Here is a 14,859-nt window from a genome sequence, read left to right as displayed (position 1 = left end):
GAAGCCCGTTTCGGCGATATTGCGGTGAGCTTGCGACGTGTGATCCGGCAGAACCAGGAGGGCTCACCCATGAACATGCGGCCAGATCCGACGTTTCACGCCTCGCCGGAACTTGCAATGAGCGCGCCAGCGGAAGCATTTGCTTATACGCTGCTGCTCAGCCCCGACGCCTCCAAGCCAGACGCCCTCGCGGTGATCGATGTCAAACCCGGCTCGCCCACCTACAGCACGGTGGTGCACACCGTGCCGATGGCGAACACGGGCGACGAGCTGCATCACTTCGGGTGGAATGCATGCTCGTCGGCGCTGTCGCCACTGACCGGCCACGCTTTCCTCGAGCGGCGCTACCTGGTCATTCCGGGCATGCGCTCTTCGCGCATATACATCGTGGACACCAAGCCGCATCCGACCCAGGCGCGCATCCACAAGATCATCGAGCCCGACGAAGTCTTCCGCAAGACAGGCTACTCAAGGCCCCATACCATCCATTGCGGACCTGAGGGCATCTACGTGAGCACGCTTGGCGGTGGCGGCAAGGATGGTACGGACGGCCCTCCCGGCATCTTCATCATGGATTGCGAAACCTTCGACGTCCTCGGCCGCTGGGAGATCGACCGCGGCGAGCAGGAGAAGCATTACGACTTCTGGTGGAACCTGCCGCGCGACTACATGGTGTCCAGCGAATGGGCCCTGCCGCCGCAATTCGAGAACGGCATCGTGGCCGAGGACCTGTTGTCCAACAAGTACGGCCACAAGCTGCATTTCTGGGACCTGCGCGCGCGGCGCAACGTGCAGACGCTCGACCTCGGCGCCAATCACCAGATGGCCCTGGAAGTGAGGCCGGCGCACGACCCGATCCGGGAATACGGCTTCGTTGGCGTGGTGGTCGACACCACCAACCTGGAAGGCTCGATCTGGACCTGGTGGCGCGAAGGCGGCAAGTTCCACGTCGAGAAGACGGCGACCATTCCGCCTGAACCTGCCGCAGCCGATCAGCTGCCGCCGCTGTTGCAGGGATTTGGCGCCGTGCCGCCGCTGGTGACCGACATCGATCTGTCCCTCGACGACAAGTTCCTCTATGTCTCCTGCTGGGGCACGGGCGAGATGCGCCAGTACGATGTGACGGACCCGCGCAAGCCGAAGCTCTCCGGATCGGTCCATATCGGCGGCATTGCGCGGCGCACGCCGCATCCGAATGGCAAGCCCTTCACGGGCGGTCCGCAGATGGTCGAGATCAGCCGCGACGGCAAGCGCGTCTATTGGACCAACTCGCTCTACTCGACCTGGGACAACCAGTTCTACCCCGACGGCGTTCCCGGGACGCAGGTAATGGCGCATGCCGGTCCCAACGGCGGCCTGACGCTGGCCGATGACTACTGGGTCGATTTCCCGGAAGGCTACCGGGCTCACCAGATCCGGCTGGAAGGCGGGGACTGCTCGACCGATTCGTTCTGCTATCCGTCGGTCAGACCTTGATCGGCAACTCCTGGGAGCAGCTCGGCCTCTGGTCGGCGGTCCTGGCAAGCGGCCTCTATCACGGGCTCAACCCCGCGATGGGCTGGCCGCTGGCGGTGTCGAACGGGTTGCTGGCGCAAAGCCAGCGCGCGCTGATCACGGCGCTGGGGTATCTCGCCTTCGGGCACGCGCTGGCGGTGTTTGCGGTGACGCTGCCATTCGGCATGCTTGCCGCGCTGCTCGCATGGCAAGCGCAGATCCGGATCGGCGCGGCTGTGCTCGTCATGGGCTTTGGCGTCGCGCTGCTGATCTGGCAGCGCCATCCACGGGCGCTGGTGCGCATCGCGCCATCGCGGCTCGCGCTATGGTCGTTTGCCGTGGCGATCGCGCACGGCGCCGGGCTGATGCTGGTGCCGATCTATCTGGGACTTTGCCGTGCCGATACCGACCCGGGACATCAGGCAGCTTCCGCGCTGGCCAGCGCCAACCTGGGCATGGCGCTGGTGGTCGCCGTCGTGCATACCCTGGCCATGATCGCGGTGGGCGGTGTCCTGGCATGGCTGGTCTACCGCTATCTCGGACTGAAGTTCGTGTCGCGGAGCTGGTTCAACCTGGATAAGGTCTGGGCCTGCAGCCTCATCCTGGTCGGGGGGCTGGCATTGGTGCTTGCAACCTGAGCTCACGCCCGGACAACGCCGTATGGATCGATGGCATTGTCCGGGCTGGCCGGCCTCAATCCGCCGTGATCTTGCCCACCTCGATGACCTTCTTCCAGCGCGCATACTCCGACGCCTGGAACGCCGTGAACTGCTCCGGCGTATTGGCGACGATCTCGAAGCCCACCTCGAGCAGCTTGGGCTTGACCGCCGGGTCGTTGAGCGCCGCGACGACGGCGGCATGCAGCTTGGCCTTGATCTCCGGCGGCAACCCCTTCGGCGCGGCCACGGCCTGCCAGGAGTAGACCGTCACGCCCTTGAACCCGGACTCCTCCATGGTCGGCACATCTGGCAGGATCGGCGAGCGCTTGTTGCTGGTGATGGCGAGCGCGCGCAGCTTGCCGGCCTTGATATGCGGCACGGCGGTGTTGATGTTCATGAAGGTGGCATCGACCTGGCCGCCGAGCAGGTCATTCATCGCCGGCGCGCCGCCCTTGTAGGGAACATGGATGCCGGTGGTGCCGGTCTGCTGCCAGAACAGCTCCGCGGTAAGGTGGTCGCTGGTGCCATTGCCGGCAGAGGCGAACGTCATTTTGTTGGGATTGGCCTTCTCGAAAGCGATGACATCCTGCAGGCTCTTGTGCGGCGAATTGACGGGAACCGCCAGCACGTTGGGTGCCTGCACCGCGACGCTGATGTAGTCAAAGTCCTTCAGCGGATCGTAGCCGGGATTCTTCACCAGGTGCGGACCGATCACGAACGGCCCCAGCGACGACACGAACACGGTGTAGCCATCGGCCGGTGCGCGCTTGGCCACTGCGGCGCCGATCATGCCGGCTGCGCCCGGCTTGTTGTCGACCACGAAGCTGCCGCCAAACTGCGCCTGCAGCCTGGCCCCGAGGATGCGGGCGACATTGTCGGTCGATCCGCCCGCGGGAAAGGGAACGAGCAGTGTCACGGGTTTTTCCGGCCACGCGGCATGCGCGGTAACCATGGCTGCGCCCAGCAGCACGGATGCAATCAGCTTTTTCATCGGTTGTCTCCTGTGTTCTCACGACCCGGTGTGCCGGGCTTGCTTACGACTGGTTGCCAAATTCGGCGTGCTCGCGCGTCCAGGCCCGGGCCTGCTCGCTGATCGTGACTCCGAGCCCGGGCGCTGTCGGCACCGTGATGCGGCCATCGCGGATATCGAGCCGCTCGTTGAACAGCGGCTCCAGCCAGTCGAAATGCTCGACCCAGGGCTCGCGCGGGTATGCGGCGGCAAGGTGCACATGCAGTTCCATCGCAAAATGCGGCGCGATCATCAGTCCCGCATGCTCCGCCAGCGCCGCCACCTTGAGGAACGGCGTGATGCCCCCTACCCTCGGCGCATCCGGCATCAGGTAATCGGCGGCGCGGTGGCGGATCAGGTCCCAGTGCTCGGCAGCGCTGGTCAGCATTTCACCGGTCGCGATCGGGGTGTCGAACTTGGCCGCGAGCGCGGCATGGCCTTCGTGGTCGTAGGCATCGAGCGGCTCTTCGATCCATACCAGGTTGAACGACTCGAAGGTGCGGCACATCCGCTGCGCCGTCGGGCGGTCCCATTGCTGGTTGGCATCGACCATGACCGGCACGGCGTCGCCCAGGTGTTCCCGCACGGCGGCCACGCGCTTGATATCGAGCGCGCCGTCCGGCTGGCCCACCTTCAGCTTGATGCCGCCGATGCCGCGTGCGACCGACGCCGCGGCATTGACAAGCAGTTGGTCCAGCGGCGTGTGCAGGAAGCCGCCCGAGGTGTTGTAGCAGCGTACGGAATCGCGATGCGCGCCAAGCAGCTTGGCCAGCGACAGCCCTGCCCGCTTGGCCTTCAGGTCCCACAGCGCCACGTCGAAGGCGCCGATGGCCTGCGTCGACAAGCCGCTGCGGCCGACCGACGCGCCCGCCCAGCACAGCTTGTCCCACAGCCGGGCGATATCGCTCGGGTCTTCGCCGATCAGCGCCGGGGCGATTTCGCTGGCGTGCGCAAACTGGCCGGGCCCGCCTGCGCGCTTGGAATAGCTGAAGCCCAGGCCCTCGTGGCCGTTGGCGGTCTGGATTTCCGCGAACAGGATGGCCACCTCGGTCATCGGCTTCTGCCGGCCCGTCAGTACCTTGGCGTCGCTGATGGGGGTCGCCAGCGGCAGGTAGCAGGAAGAAAGCCGGATCCGGGTGATGGTGTCGGCGGGTCGGTTGGAAAGGGTCATGTGTGCGTGAAGTACGTGATGGGTTCGATGCCGGCCCGTGGGCCTCTTCCCGATTATGACAACGTTATCATTTTTGAGCGAGACGATTGGGTATAATGCGATGCACTGTCCCCCTGGAGGAACAGGACAGGCTAAACCCATGATCTTTCTGCCCGCATGGAACCACGTTGCTGCGCGGGATAGAAGGATGCTAACGTTGTCATTTACCACGGTCAACCGCAAACTGCGGGACCGGCATAGCGATTTTCCCTAAGTCTGAACTGGCATGAGCGACTCCAACGCCCCCAAGTCCGTGACGCTGCATGACGTGGCACGTGAGGCCGGGGTCTCCCTGATCACCGCGTCGCGGGCCCTGAGCAATCCTGGCGTCGTATCCGAGAAGACTATTGCGCGCGTGCAGCGGGCGGTCGAGGTCACCGGCTACATCCCCAACCTGCTGGCCGGCGGCCTCAAGTCGCGCCGCAGCCTGACGGTGGCCGCGCTGGTGCCGAACATCGCGGTGGCGCAGTTCCTGCCGACCATCAAGGCGCTGACCGACGCGCTGGACGCGGCGGGCTACCAGCTGATCCTGGGCCAGACCGGCTATGACCATGCCCGTGAAGAGGCGCTGCTCGGCACCATGATCAGCCGCCGCCCCGACGGCATCATCGTCACCGGCCTGATCCACTCGCAGGTGTCCCGCGATCGCCTACGGCGCGCCGGGATCCCCGTCGTCGAAACCTGGGACCTGACCGACCGGCCCGTCGATATGGCAGTGGGGTTCTCCCACGTCAAGGTCGGCAGCGCGATTGCCGGCTTCTTCCTCGGCAAGGGATGGCGCAGGCTGGGTATCGCGACCGGCGACGACCAGCGCGCGGCCGTGCGCCGCGAAGGCTTCCTGTCGACGGTCGGGCATGAGGTGCCGACCGCCGTGGTGCCGGCGCCGAGCAGCCTGGCGCTGGGCCGGCAGGCATTGTCCGAACTGCTGGCCAGGGATCCCGGCATCGAAGCGATCTATTGCAGTTCCGACCAGCTCGCGCAAGGCGTCATCGTGGAAGCCCTGGCACGCGGCCTGCGTATTCCGCAGGACCTGGCCGTGTGCGGATTTGGCGATGCCGACTTCGCGGCGCACATGGAACCGTCGCTGACTACCGTGCAGGTCGATGGGGCGCACATCGGCAAGCTGGCGGCGCGCATGTTGCTGGACCGGTGTCGGGGGGAAACGGTTGCCGAGCCGGTCGTCGATGTCGGATTCCGGATCGTTGAACGGGGGTCGACGTAGGGCCTTTGCTTTACTGAAGACCCTGGCGCGCGATATGCCGGTCCTGGCGGATAATGCGGCACCAACAAGACCAACACCTCCCATGCACGCCAGAATCCACGGCGCCAGGCACATCGACTGGACCACCCTGTTCCTGCTGACCTTCCCGCCGCTGAGCTGGGCCGGGAATGCCATCGTCGGCCGCCTCGCCGCCGGCACGGTGCCGCCCATTACCCTGAACTTCGTGCGCTGGCTGCTGGCGGGGCTGGTGCTGGCCCCCTATGCCTGGCGCGGCGTGATCGAGCATCGCGCGACGTTGCGCCGGCATGCCGGCGTGATCTTCGCCATGGGCATGCTGTCGATCGCCAGCTATAACGCCTTGCAGTACCTGGCGCTGACCACTTCGACGCCGATCAATGTGACGCTGATCGGCGCCTCCACGCCGCTGTTCCTGCTGGTGATCGGCGCGACTTTCTTCCGTGAACGGGTAAAGCCATGGCATGTCGCCGGCGCGCTGTTGTGCCTGGTAGGGGTGTGTTTTGTACTGGTGCGCGGCGACCTCGGCCGGCTGGCCCAGCTCGATTTCGTCGCTGGCGACCTGTTCATGCTGGCGGCGACCATCGCCTGGAGCGCCTATACTTGGCTGCTGCGCAAGCAGCGTCCCGACTTGCCGCTGCCCGTGCTGCTGTTCGCGCAGATCGTCGCCGGCCTGGTGGCGAGCGCGCCAGTGACGGCGTGGGAACTGATGACGCTGGACCAGCCGCTGCAATGGAGCGGCAAGGTCGCAGCCATCCTGCTCTATGTGGCGACGATCCCCTCCCTGCTCGCCTACTTTGCCTGGGACCGCGCCATCGCCCGGGCAGGCGCGCAGCTACCGGTGTTCTTCATCACGCTGACGCCGGTGTTCGCGGCGCTGCTGTCTACGCTGCTGCTGGGCGACTGGCCGCGCTGGTACCACGCGGTCGGGCTGGCCGCGATCGCGGCGGGGATCTGGCTGGCGCAGCGGCGCTGACTGCTCAGGCCGCTATTTCAGGTACTTCATCGTGGCGACACCGGTGGCGACGAGCAAGTCATGGTCCAGCCAGACCTCCGCGCGCGAAAAGAAAATGGAACGGCCGCGCCGGTCGACGAAGCCTTTCGCCGTCAGCAGGCGACCCGTGCCGTTGCTCAGGAAGTTCGATGTCAGCGACAGCGTGACGGCATGGAGAGGCGTGTCGCCCGGCGCCGAATAAAGGCCTGAGTAGCCGGTGGCAGCATCGAGCAGCGTGCAGAGGGTGCCGCCATGGATCACCCGGCTGCGGTTGAGCATTTCAGGCCCGACAGGGAGTTCAAGCTCTACGTAATCGCGGCGCCACTGGGTGATCCGGACACCGATGCTCTCCAGCGCGGGATTATCCAGGCAGAATTCGCCCTCCCCGACTGGATCGATCACATCCGTGGGGCGCGCTGCCGCCGATTTTATTTTGCTCATGAGTCGCTTTGATACCGGTGCCCTCATCATTTTGCTTGGCGAGACCGGAAACTCTCAAGCGATGACCAGAGCGTAATTTCCGCGCGATTTGGGGGCTTCGTAAATCTCTATTTTGCGAATGACCCCTTTCGCTTGCCTGAATACCCGGCCTCCGACTACGGGAGCATGGGTTCCTGATTCCCGACTGTGGTAGCGTGGCGCCTTCTCACCTTCCGCTTTCCATGACCGCCTTCGACGCCGACGCACTGAAGCGGCTGGTCACCGTCACCATGCCTTACGGGAAACACAAGGGCACGGTGATCGCCGACCTGCCTGGAAACTACCTGAACTGGTTCGCCCGCGAAGGCTTTCCGCCTGGGGAAATCGGCGGCCTGCTGGCGCTGATGCACGAGCTCGACCATAACGGGCTGTCCCACCTGCTCAAGCCGTTGCGCGGCCGAACCTAGCGCCGAACCACTACACGACTTGATTCGCTGCGGACTGCGCCGCGGGCGCCTTATGCCCCGCATGCTTGCTGCGCCTTGTAGCGCGCAGCACCAGCAACACCACCGGCACGATCAGCAAGCCCTTGATCAGTTCCGGGTCCATCGGGATATGCACCGCATGCATCGCCTTGAGCCCGGTCCCCGCCAGCGACAGCACATAGTAGGAAATGGCCGCGACCGACAGCCCTTCGACCGCGTGCTGCAAGCGCAACTGGCTGCGCGCGGTCTGATCCATGCCCTCGAGCAGGCGCGTGGTGTCCTGCTCCTGCGCCAGGTTGACGCGCGTACGCAGCAGGTCGAGTGCGCGCGCCACGCGGCCGGCAAACTGCTCGTGCCGCGCCCAGACCGAGCGGCACGTCTCCATCGCCGGGGCGAAGCGGCGCTCCATGAATTCGGCGATGGTCGGGATGCCTTCGATCCGCTCCTCGCGCAGTTCCTGGATGCGCGCCAGCACCAGCTTCTCGTAAGCGCGCGACGCGCTGAAGCGGTTGCCCGATTCAGCCAGCGCCTCGATGCGCACCGCCAGGTGCGTCAGCCGCTCCAGCAGCTCGGCATCGTGGCGCCCGCCCTGGCTCGTGTCCATGCTGCGCATCAGCGGCGCCAGGGAGCGCTGCAGGTTGTCCACGCTGCGGCCCAGCTCACGCGCCACCGGCAAGGCCAGCAGTGCCATCATCCGGTAGGTCTCGATCTCGTACAGCCGCTGCAGCAGCCGTCCGCCCTGCACTTCGCGGAAGCCGTTGTCGATCACCAGGAAGCGCGAAAAGCCATCCGGCGGAATGGTCCAGTCGCAGAACACCTGCCCGCCGCCCAGCACATGGCTGCCCGCCAGGATGGGACCGTCGATCCATTGCCGCACGTTGTCGCGGGCATAGGCAGCGGCCTCGCCTGAAACGAGTTCCATGCGCAGCGCCACCAGGCGCTTGCCGGCGAAGTTGTCGAACCAGTCAGCCGGGATATGGGAGGTGGCGAGGTCGGAGAAGTAGTCGGTGTCGCCACGCCGGGCCACGAAGGTAAAGGTGGAGAATTCGGTGTGCCGCTCCCACTTCAGTTGCTTGTCATCGCCCCATCGCCCTGAATAGTGCGTCACGCCATCGGCCGGTTCTTCCAGCCCGGTCAGCCGGCACAAGGAGGTCAGCAAGGCGTGGTGGACCGCGGTATCGCCGTCGGCATAGATGGCAAAGTGCGCGAGCGAGGCGGAGCCGCCGATGCGCAGGAAGGGTCGGGCATGCAATTCACGCGCAAGGCTGTCGCGCAACGGGTGGTCCATGATCGGCTGTGCCATAGGTTTTGAAACGATTCCGATCAGTATGCCGATCGCCGACGGTTAAGAAAAACGCGTAATATTGATCTGTTGCTTCAGTTTTTCTGATACCAATGAAAGCGCTTGACTTCGATGTGCTGACGATGATGGTGGCGGTTGCCGACACTGGCAGCATTTCTCGTGCGGCGGAACTCGTCCATCGGTCGCAATCGGCGGTCAGCATGCAGATCAAGGCACTCGAGCAGGCGCTGGGCAAGCCACTGTTCGTGCGCAAGCCGAGGAACGTGCTGCTGACGCCGGAAGGCGAAGTGCTGCTGGGCTTTGCGCGCCGCATGCTGGCCTTGCGCGATGAGGCCTGGGCCGCGGTGGTCCGACCCGACGTGACCGGGCGCGTGGTACTCGGCATGCCGGACGACTATGCCTCGTCACTGCTGCCCGCGATCCTGAAGAAGTTCTCCGCGACCTACCCCAAGGTCGAGATCCAGGTCATCGGGCAGCCGAGCGTGGCGCTGGCGCCCATGGTCAAGGACGGCGCGGTCGACCTGGTCTGCGCAACGCGGGTCAAAGGCTTGTCCGGCGAGTTCATCCGGCTGGAGCCGATGGTGTGGGCCGCCTCGCCGGCCGCGCATGAGATCTGGAACGAGCGGCCGCTACCCATCGCCGTGTTCCAGTCGGGCAGCGTCGCCCGCGACATTGCGATTCGCAGCCTGGAGCAAGCCAGGATCGCCTATCGCATGTCTTATGAGAGCCCCAGCCTGCTCGGCCTGCTCAGCATGGTTGAAGCGGGACTGGCGGTGGCGCCGCTGGCGCGCTGCGCGGTCCCGGCGCACTTCACCATCCTTGGCCAGGCCCAGGGGCTGCCCGAGCTGGCCTCGCTGGAGCTGGTGCTCGCGCGCAGCGCAAAGTCGAAGCGGCCGCCCTGCGACTTCCTGGCCGAGCAGATCCTGTCTGAACTGCAGCGCGAGCCCCCACCACGCCTGAGCGCGCAACTGGGACTCAGGTCACCGGCGCCGGGTTGAACAGCACCAGCGCATTCTTGATCTTCCAGTGCTCGGCCCATGACTTCTTGCCGCTGGCCACCGCCAGCAGCGTGTGGAACAGCTCCCAGCCCACCTCTTCAATGGTGGCTTCGCCGGTCGCGATGCGGCCCGCGTTGACATCCATCAGGTCGTGCCAGCGCCGCGCCAGGTCGTTGCGGGTCGACACCTTGATCACCGGCACCTCGGCCAGCCCGTAGGGCGTGCCGCGTCCGGTGGTGAACACGTGCAGGTTCATGCCGGCGGCGAGCTGCAGCGTGCCGCAGACAAAGTCGCCCGCGGGCGTGGCCGCATAGATCAGCCCCTTCTGCGTGACTTTCTCACCCGGGCCGCTGACGCCGTGGATCGGGCCGGTGCCGGACTTGACGATCGAGCCCATGGCCTTTTCCACGATATTGGACAGGCCGCCCTTCTTGTTGCCCGGCGTGGTGTTGGCGCTGCGGTCGACCTTGCCCTTCTCCAGGTACTGGTCGTACCAGGCCATCTGCTTCACCAGCGCCTCGGCCACTTCCGGCGTGGCCGCGCGCGCGGTGAGCTGGTCGATGCCGTCGCGCACCTCGGTCACTTCCGAGAACATCACCGTGCCGCCGGCGCGCACCAGCAGGTCGGTGGCAAAGCCCACCGCCGGATTGGCCGTGACGCCGGAGAAGGCATCGCTGCCGCCGCACTGCACGCCGACCACCAGGTCGGAGGCCGGGCAGGTCTCGCGCCGGCGCGCGTTGAGGCGCTCCAGGTGCTTTTCCGCGGTGACCATGATCGAATCGATCATCGAGGCGAAGCCCACGTGCTGCTCGTCCTGCAGGCAGACCACGTCGGGCTCGCCTTCCTTCTGGATCGGGATGGTGCCGGCGCCGATCAGGCGCGTGGGCTGCAGCTTCTCGCAGCCCAGGCTGACGATCATCACCTCGCCGCCGAAATTGGGGTTCAGCGCGATATTGCGGATGGTGCGGATGGGGATGTTGGCATCGGGCGCGTCGATCGCCACGCCGCAGCCGTAGGTGTGCTCCAGGCCCACCACGTCGTCGACGTTAGGGTACTTGGGCAGCAGCTCTTCCTTGATGCGGCGCACCGCGAACTCAACCACGCCCTCGACGCACTGCACGGTGGTGGTGATGCCGAGGATGTTGCGCGTGCCAACCGAGCCGTCGGCATTGCGGTAGCCCTCGAAGGTATAGCCTTCCAGCGGCGGCAGCGGCGTCACGCGCGTGCCGACCGGCAGGTCGTGCAGTTCCGGCGCAGCCGGCATGCGGATCACGCGCTCGTTGATCCAGCTGCCGCGCGGCAGGTCCTTGAGCGCATAGCCGATCACCACGTTGTAGCGGATCACCGCATCGCCTTCGCGCAGGTCGGCCAGCGCGACCTTGTGGCCCTGTGGGACAGCTTCGACCAGCGTCAGGCCGCACGGGAAGGTGGTGCCGGTCGGCAGGCCGCCGTCGTTGGCCACGATGGCGACGTTGTCGTCGGGGTGCATCGTGATGTAGAGGGGGCGCGCTGCCTGCGCGGGGTTCGCTTCACTCATTGTTCCTTGCTCCGGGCGGGCTGGACTGGCGCTGCCATGCAATCGGCAGTGTTACGTTGTCTGATGACATTCTAACGAGTGTAGGCGCTGGCTGGCTGGGGGATTTCCCTTACACGGGGCAAATAAGAGGCTCAATCCTGGCCGTTCAATGGCTTACCCGGCGCTTGCGCGAGGCGTGGGCGCCGGCCCGGCTTCCTGGCGAAATATGTTGTACGACAACACACAAGACACCTACTCCCGGCTCCGTGGATGCCCGACCTGGGGTTTCATCCCGCAAAACTTTATGGCATTGCAGAATGCAAACCCTTATTTCATTGGCTATAACGGCACATACCGGTTTCACGCAACGAAAACCGGACAGGAGACAACCCGCGTGACCACCCCGAGCACCTCGCTGCAGAAGGCCTGCCGCCTGTTGCGCGCGCTGACCGACGTGCGCAACAGCCGCCTGACCGACCTGGCGCTGGCCGCCGGCGTCGACAAGGCTTCGGCGCTGCGCCTGCTGGAGACGCTGACGGCGGAAGGCCTGGTGCAGCGCGACCCCGCCACCAAGGCCTTCACGCCGGGCCCCGAATGGCTGGCCCTGCATGCCGCCACGCTGCAGCGCACCGACCTGCGCCCGCTGGTGCGCCCGGCGTTGATCCGGCTGGCCAATGCCTTCGAGGACAGCGCGATCCTGTCCGTGCCGAGCGGCTGCGAATCCGTCTGCATCGAACTGCGGCTGGGCACCTTCCCGATCCGCGCCAATTACCTGGAGATCGGCAGCCGCCGGCCGCTCGGCATCGGCGCCGGCAGCCTGGCGCTGCTGGCCGCCCTGCCCGATGTGGAGGTCGATGCCATGCTCGACGGCATCGCCCCTGCCATGCGCCGCTACCCCCGCTTCAGCCGCGAGATGCTGCTCGGCCATGTGCAGGCCACGCGCGAGCGCGGCTACGCGGTGCTGCTGGACGTGGTGGTCGAGCGCATGGGCGGCATCGCCATTGCGCTGCCGGGCCCGGACGGCTACCCGCTGGGCGCGCTCAGCATCGCCGCCCTCAATGAACGCATTACCGGCCGCGAGGCCGCCATGGCGCGCGCGCTGCGGCGCGAGGCAGACGCCGTCTGCGCCAACTGGCGCTCCCACGGGGGCGCCATCCCCACCACAGACCGGCCGGCCACCCGGCCACGCACGCGAGAGGAGGCATGACCGATGCGCTGGAAGCAACGTCCGCAAGGTTCCAACTGGGGTGACTTCGGCCCTGACGACCAGCTTGGCCGCGTCAACCTGATCGGCCCCGAGCAGGTGGTCAAGGGTGCGCGCGAGGTGCAGGCCGGCATCAGCTTCTGCCTGTCGCTGCCGCTGGACTACCCCGGCGGCAACAAGCTCAACCCGCGCCGCCACCCGCCGGTGCTGCGCCCGACCTTCCGCGACGACATCCCCTACGTCAACTTCCCGCTGGCCAAGGTCGATCCCGCCGCCACCGACGTCATCAGCGACGACCAGGTGCTGCTGTGCCTGCAGTACAGCACGCAATGGGATTCGCTGGCGCACGTGGGCGCGCTGTTCGATGCGGACGGCGACGGCCGGCCCGAGCGCGTCTACTACAACGGCTACCGCGCCAACGAGCATATCGTCGGCCCGGTGGACTATGCCGAGGACGACCACTTCGCCGCCCATCCCTGCGGCCACGACCACAGCGCCGCCCAGGCGCTGGGCATCGAGAACTTCGCGCTCAAGGGCATGCAGGGCCGCGGCGTGCTGGTCGATCTGGCGCACACCTTCGGCACGGACTTCCGCAACGTCGGCTATGACGACCTGATGCGCGCGATGGACGCGGACAAGGTGGCGGTCGAGCCAGGCGACATGCTGCTGCTGCGCACCGGCTTTGCCGAGGTGGTGCTGTCGATGCAGCGCCAGCCCGACGAGGCCCTGCTGCACCACAGCTGCAGTGTGCTCGACGGCCGCGACGACAAGCTGCTGAACTGGATCACCGATGCCGGCATCGCCGCGCTGATCGCCGACAACTACGCGGTCGAGCGCTACCCGGCCCGCCCCGCGCCCGATGGCGACAAGAGCCACCCGCTACTGCCGCTGCACCACCACTGCCTGTTCAAGCTGGGCCTGCCGCTGGGCGAGCTGTGGTACCTGCGCGAGCTGGCCGAGTGGCTGCGTGCCAACGGGCGCACGCGTTTTCAGCTCACCGCCCCGCCGCTGCGCCTGCCCGGCGCGGTGGGTTCGCCAGTGACGCCGATTGCCACGGTATAGCCAACGACAACAAGCCAGGGGAGACTACATGGACTATTCGATTTGCCGCAGGGCGGCCAGTGCCCTTGCCATCGCCGCCGCGCTCGCCTGCGGCAGCGCGCACGCGCAGCAGCCAAAGGCCGCGATCTCGGACGATGTGGTCAAGATCGGCATGCTGCTCGACATGAGCGGCCTGTATGCCGACGTCACCGGCCGCGGCAGCGCCACCGCCGCGCAGATGGCGATCGACGACTTTGGCGGCAAGGTGCTGGGCAAGAAGATCGAGCTGGTGGTGGTCGACCACCAGAACAAGGCTGATATCGCCGCCAACAAGGCGCGCGAATGGTTCGACACCGCCAATGTCGATGCCATCCTCGATGTCGCCGCCTCGGCGCCGGCGCTGGCGGTGCTCGAAGTCGCAAAGCAGAAGAACCACATCGTGGTGTTCTCCGGGCCGGGCACCGAGCGCATCACCAACGACCTGTGCACGCCGGTGTCGGTGCACTACGCCTATGACACCTATGCGCTCGCCAACACCACCGCGCGCACCATGGTCCAGCGTGGCGGCAAGTCGTGGTTCTTCCTGACGGCGGATTACGCCTTCGGCCATACGCTGCAGGACTCCGCCACCGCCGTGATCAACGAAAACGGCGGCAAGGTGCTGGGTGCCGCGCGCCATCCCATCGGCGCCAGCGACTTTGCCTCGTACCTGCTGCAGGCGCAGGCGAGCAAGGCGCAGGTGGTCGGCCTGGCCAACGCCGGCGGCGACACCGTCAACGCGATCAAGGCCGCCTCCGAGTTCGGCCTCACGCGCAACAACACCCAGCGCATGGCCGGCCTGCTGCTCTACATCAACGATATCCACGCGATCGGCCTGAAGACTGCGGCCGGGCTGGTGCTGACCGAAGCCTTCTACTGGGACATGAACGACGCCACCCGCGCCTGGTCGCGCCGCTACTTCGACAAGCTGAAGAAGATGCCCAACATGAGCCAGGCTGGCGCTTACTCGTCGGTGATGCACTACCTGAAGTCCGTGCAGGCAGCCGGCACCGACGAGACCGCGGCGGTGATGAAGAAGATGAAGTCGACGCCGATCAACGACTTCTTTGCGAAGAACGGCCGCATTCGCGAGGACGGCCGCATGATCCACGACATGTACCTGTTCGAGGTCAAGTCGCCGGCGGAATCCAAATACCCGTGGGACTACTACAAGGTGCTGGCCACCGTGCCGGGCGACCAGGCCTTCATGCCGGCATCGAAGTCGCAGTGCGCGCTGCTCAAGCACTGAC

14 protein-coding genes are annotated in these 14,859 nt (G+C 66.1%); 9 read left to right on the top strand and 5 right to left on the bottom strand.

The genetic code is table 11. The annotated features are described in order from the left end of the window. Nucleotides 1-69: 69 nt before the first annotated feature. A complete protein-coding gene (locus AC10V3_RS26270) occupies nt 70-1,476 on the top strand; it encodes a selenium-binding protein SBP56-related protein (RefSeq protein WP_454752972.1) in 1,407 nt (468 codons plus the stop codon). Nucleotides 1,477-1,553: 77 nt separating this feature from the next. Further along, complete coding sequence (locus tag AC10V3_RS26265) at nt 1,554-2,132, top strand: hypothetical protein (protein WP_374063727.1); 579 nt, start codon at nt 1,554-1,556, stop codon at nt 2,130-2,132. Between the two features lie 55 nt (nt 2,133-2,187). Here AC10V3_RS26265 and AC10V3_RS26260 read toward each other — a convergent pair whose 3' ends face one another. Then, nucleotides 2,188-3,144 carry a Bug family tripartite tricarboxylate transporter substrate binding protein gene (locus AC10V3_RS26260; RefSeq protein WP_490924224.1) on the bottom strand — a complete coding sequence of 319 codons (957 nt, stop codon included), beginning with the start codon at nt 3,142-3,144 and terminating at the stop codon, nt 2,188-2,190. Between the two features lie 43 nt (nt 3,145-3,187). Next, entirely contained in the window at nt 3,188-4,333 is a 1,146-nt protein-coding gene (locus tag AC10V3_RS26255) for an L-talarate/galactarate dehydratase (protein WP_041681745.1), read from the bottom strand. Between the two features lie 265 nt (nt 4,334-4,598). Here AC10V3_RS26255 and AC10V3_RS26250 point away from each other — a divergent pair, with 265 nt between their 5' ends. Then, the gene (locus tag AC10V3_RS26250) at nt 4,599-5,594 is read left to right on the top strand and encodes a LacI family DNA-binding transcriptional regulator (RefSeq protein WP_022538279.1); all 996 of its coding nucleotides are present in this window, start codon (nt 4,599-4,601) and stop codon (nt 5,592-5,594) included. Between the two features lie 82 nt (nt 5,595-5,676). Then, nucleotides 5,677-6,585 (top strand): DMT family transporter, encoded by a 909-nt coding sequence (locus AC10V3_RS26245; protein WP_022538278.1) that lies wholly within the window; start codon nt 5,677-5,679, stop codon nt 6,583-6,585. Between the two features lie 12 nt (nt 6,586-6,597). Here AC10V3_RS26245 and AC10V3_RS26240 read toward each other — a convergent pair whose 3' ends face one another. Continuing rightward, on the bottom strand, nt 6,598-7,044 hold the full coding sequence (locus tag AC10V3_RS26240; RefSeq protein ID WP_454752970.1) for a PaaI family thioesterase: 447 nt from the start codon (nt 7,042-7,044) through the stop codon (nt 6,598-6,600). Nucleotides 7,045-7,265: 221 nt separating this feature from the next. Between AC10V3_RS26240 and AC10V3_RS26235 the strand changes: the two genes are divergently transcribed. Further along, the gene (locus tag AC10V3_RS26235) at nt 7,266-7,490 is read left to right on the top strand and encodes a DUF3820 family protein (RefSeq protein ID WP_022538275.1); all 225 of its coding nucleotides are present in this window, start codon (nt 7,266-7,268) and stop codon (nt 7,488-7,490) included. Between the two features lie 10 nt (nt 7,491-7,500). Here the strand turns inward: AC10V3_RS26235 and AC10V3_RS26230 are convergent, their stop codons facing one another. Further along, complete coding sequence (locus AC10V3_RS26230; RefSeq protein ID WP_022538274.1) at nt 7,501-8,811, bottom strand: DUF3422 family protein; 1,311 nt, start codon at nt 8,809-8,811, stop codon at nt 7,501-7,503. Nucleotides 8,812-8,903: 92 nt separating this feature from the next. On the opposite strand from AC10V3_RS26230, the gene AC10V3_RS26225 reads away from it, so the two are divergent. Continuing rightward, nucleotides 8,904-9,809 (top strand): LysR substrate-binding domain-containing protein, encoded by a 906-nt coding sequence (locus AC10V3_RS26225; RefSeq protein ID WP_022538273.1) that lies wholly within the window; start codon nt 8,904-8,906, stop codon nt 9,807-9,809. Here AC10V3_RS26225 and garD read toward each other — a convergent pair. Next, a complete protein-coding gene (garD, locus tag AC10V3_RS26220; RefSeq protein WP_022538272.1) occupies nt 9,787-11,346 on the bottom strand; it encodes a galactarate dehydratase in 1,560 nt (519 codons plus the stop codon). The two genes, AC10V3_RS26225 and garD, sit on opposite strands and share 23 nt — an antisense overlap. Nucleotides 11,347-11,719: 373 nt before the next feature. On the opposite strand from garD, the gene AC10V3_RS26215 reads away from it, so the two are divergent. Genes AC10V3_RS26215 through AC10V3_RS26205 form a run of 3 tightly spaced genes read left to right on the top strand, consistent with a single transcriptional unit; the run spans nt 11,720 to nt 14,858 of the window. Further along, on the top strand, nt 11,720-12,532 hold the full coding sequence (locus AC10V3_RS26215) for an IclR family transcriptional regulator (RefSeq protein WP_454752968.1): 813 nt from the start codon (nt 11,720-11,722) through the stop codon (nt 12,530-12,532). A 3-nt stretch (nt 12,533-12,535) separates the two neighbouring features. After that, nucleotides 12,536-13,591, top strand: coding sequence for a cyclase family protein (locus AC10V3_RS26210; RefSeq protein ID WP_454752967.1), 1,056 nt, complete (start codon nt 12,536-12,538; stop codon nt 13,589-13,591). A gap of 28 nt (nt 13,592-13,619) precedes the next feature. Then, nucleotides 13,620-14,858: an ABC transporter substrate-binding protein gene (locus tag AC10V3_RS26205; protein WP_022538269.1), complete on the top strand. Its 1,239-nt coding sequence runs from the start codon at nt 13,620-13,622 to the stop codon at nt 14,856-14,858. Nucleotide 14,859 lies beyond the last annotated feature (1 nt).

The organism is Cupriavidus sp. PB-02, assembly GCF_058252315.1.
The sequence above is the reverse complement of the archived record's forward strand: the minus strand, read 5'-3'. Positions and strand labels throughout refer to the sequence as shown.

Bases quoted from the DNA above. Each gene is read 5' to 3' on its own strand.
- AC10V3_RS26270 (WP_454752972.1), top strand. From the start codon at position 70: ATGAACATGCGGCCAGATCCGACGTTTCACGCCTCGCCGGAACTTGCA.
- AC10V3_RS26265 (WP_374063727.1), top strand. From the start codon at position 1,554: ATGGGCTGGCCGCTGGCGGTGTCGAACGGGTTGCTGGCGCAAAGCCAG.
- AC10V3_RS26260 (WP_490924224.1), bottom strand. From the start codon at position 3,144: ATGAAAAAGCTGATTGCATCCGTGCTGCTGGGCGCAGCCATGGTTACC.
- AC10V3_RS26255 (WP_041681745.1), bottom strand. From the start codon at position 4,333: ATGACCCTTTCCAACCGACCCGCCGACACCATCACCCGGATCCGGCTT.
- AC10V3_RS26250 (WP_022538279.1), top strand. From the start codon at position 4,599: ATGAGCGACTCCAACGCCCCCAAGTCCGTGACGCTGCATGACGTGGCA.
- AC10V3_RS26245 (WP_022538278.1), top strand. From the start codon at position 5,677: ATGCACGCCAGAATCCACGGCGCCAGGCACATCGACTGGACCACCCTG.
- AC10V3_RS26240 (WP_454752970.1), bottom strand. From the start codon at position 7,044: ATGAGCAAAATAAAATCGGCGGCAGCGCGCCCCACGGATGTGATCGAT.
- AC10V3_RS26235 (WP_022538275.1), top strand. From the start codon at position 7,266: ATGACCGCCTTCGACGCCGACGCACTGAAGCGGCTGGTCACCGTCACC.
- AC10V3_RS26230 (WP_022538274.1), bottom strand. From the start codon at position 8,811: ATGGCACAGCCGATCATGGACCACCCGTTGCGCGACAGCCTTGCGCGT.
- AC10V3_RS26225 (WP_022538273.1), top strand. From the start codon at position 8,904: ATGAAAGCGCTTGACTTCGATGTGCTGACGATGATGGTGGCGGTTGCC.
- garD (WP_022538272.1), bottom strand. From the start codon at position 11,346: ATGAGTGAAGCGAACCCCGCGCAGGCAGCGCGCCCCCTCTACATCACG.
- AC10V3_RS26210 (WP_454752967.1), top strand. From the start codon at position 12,536: ATGCGCTGGAAGCAACGTCCGCAAGGTTCCAACTGGGGTGACTTCGGC.
- AC10V3_RS26205 (WP_022538269.1), top strand. From the start codon at position 13,620: ATGGACTATTCGATTTGCCGCAGGGCGGCCAGTGCCCTTGCCATCGCC.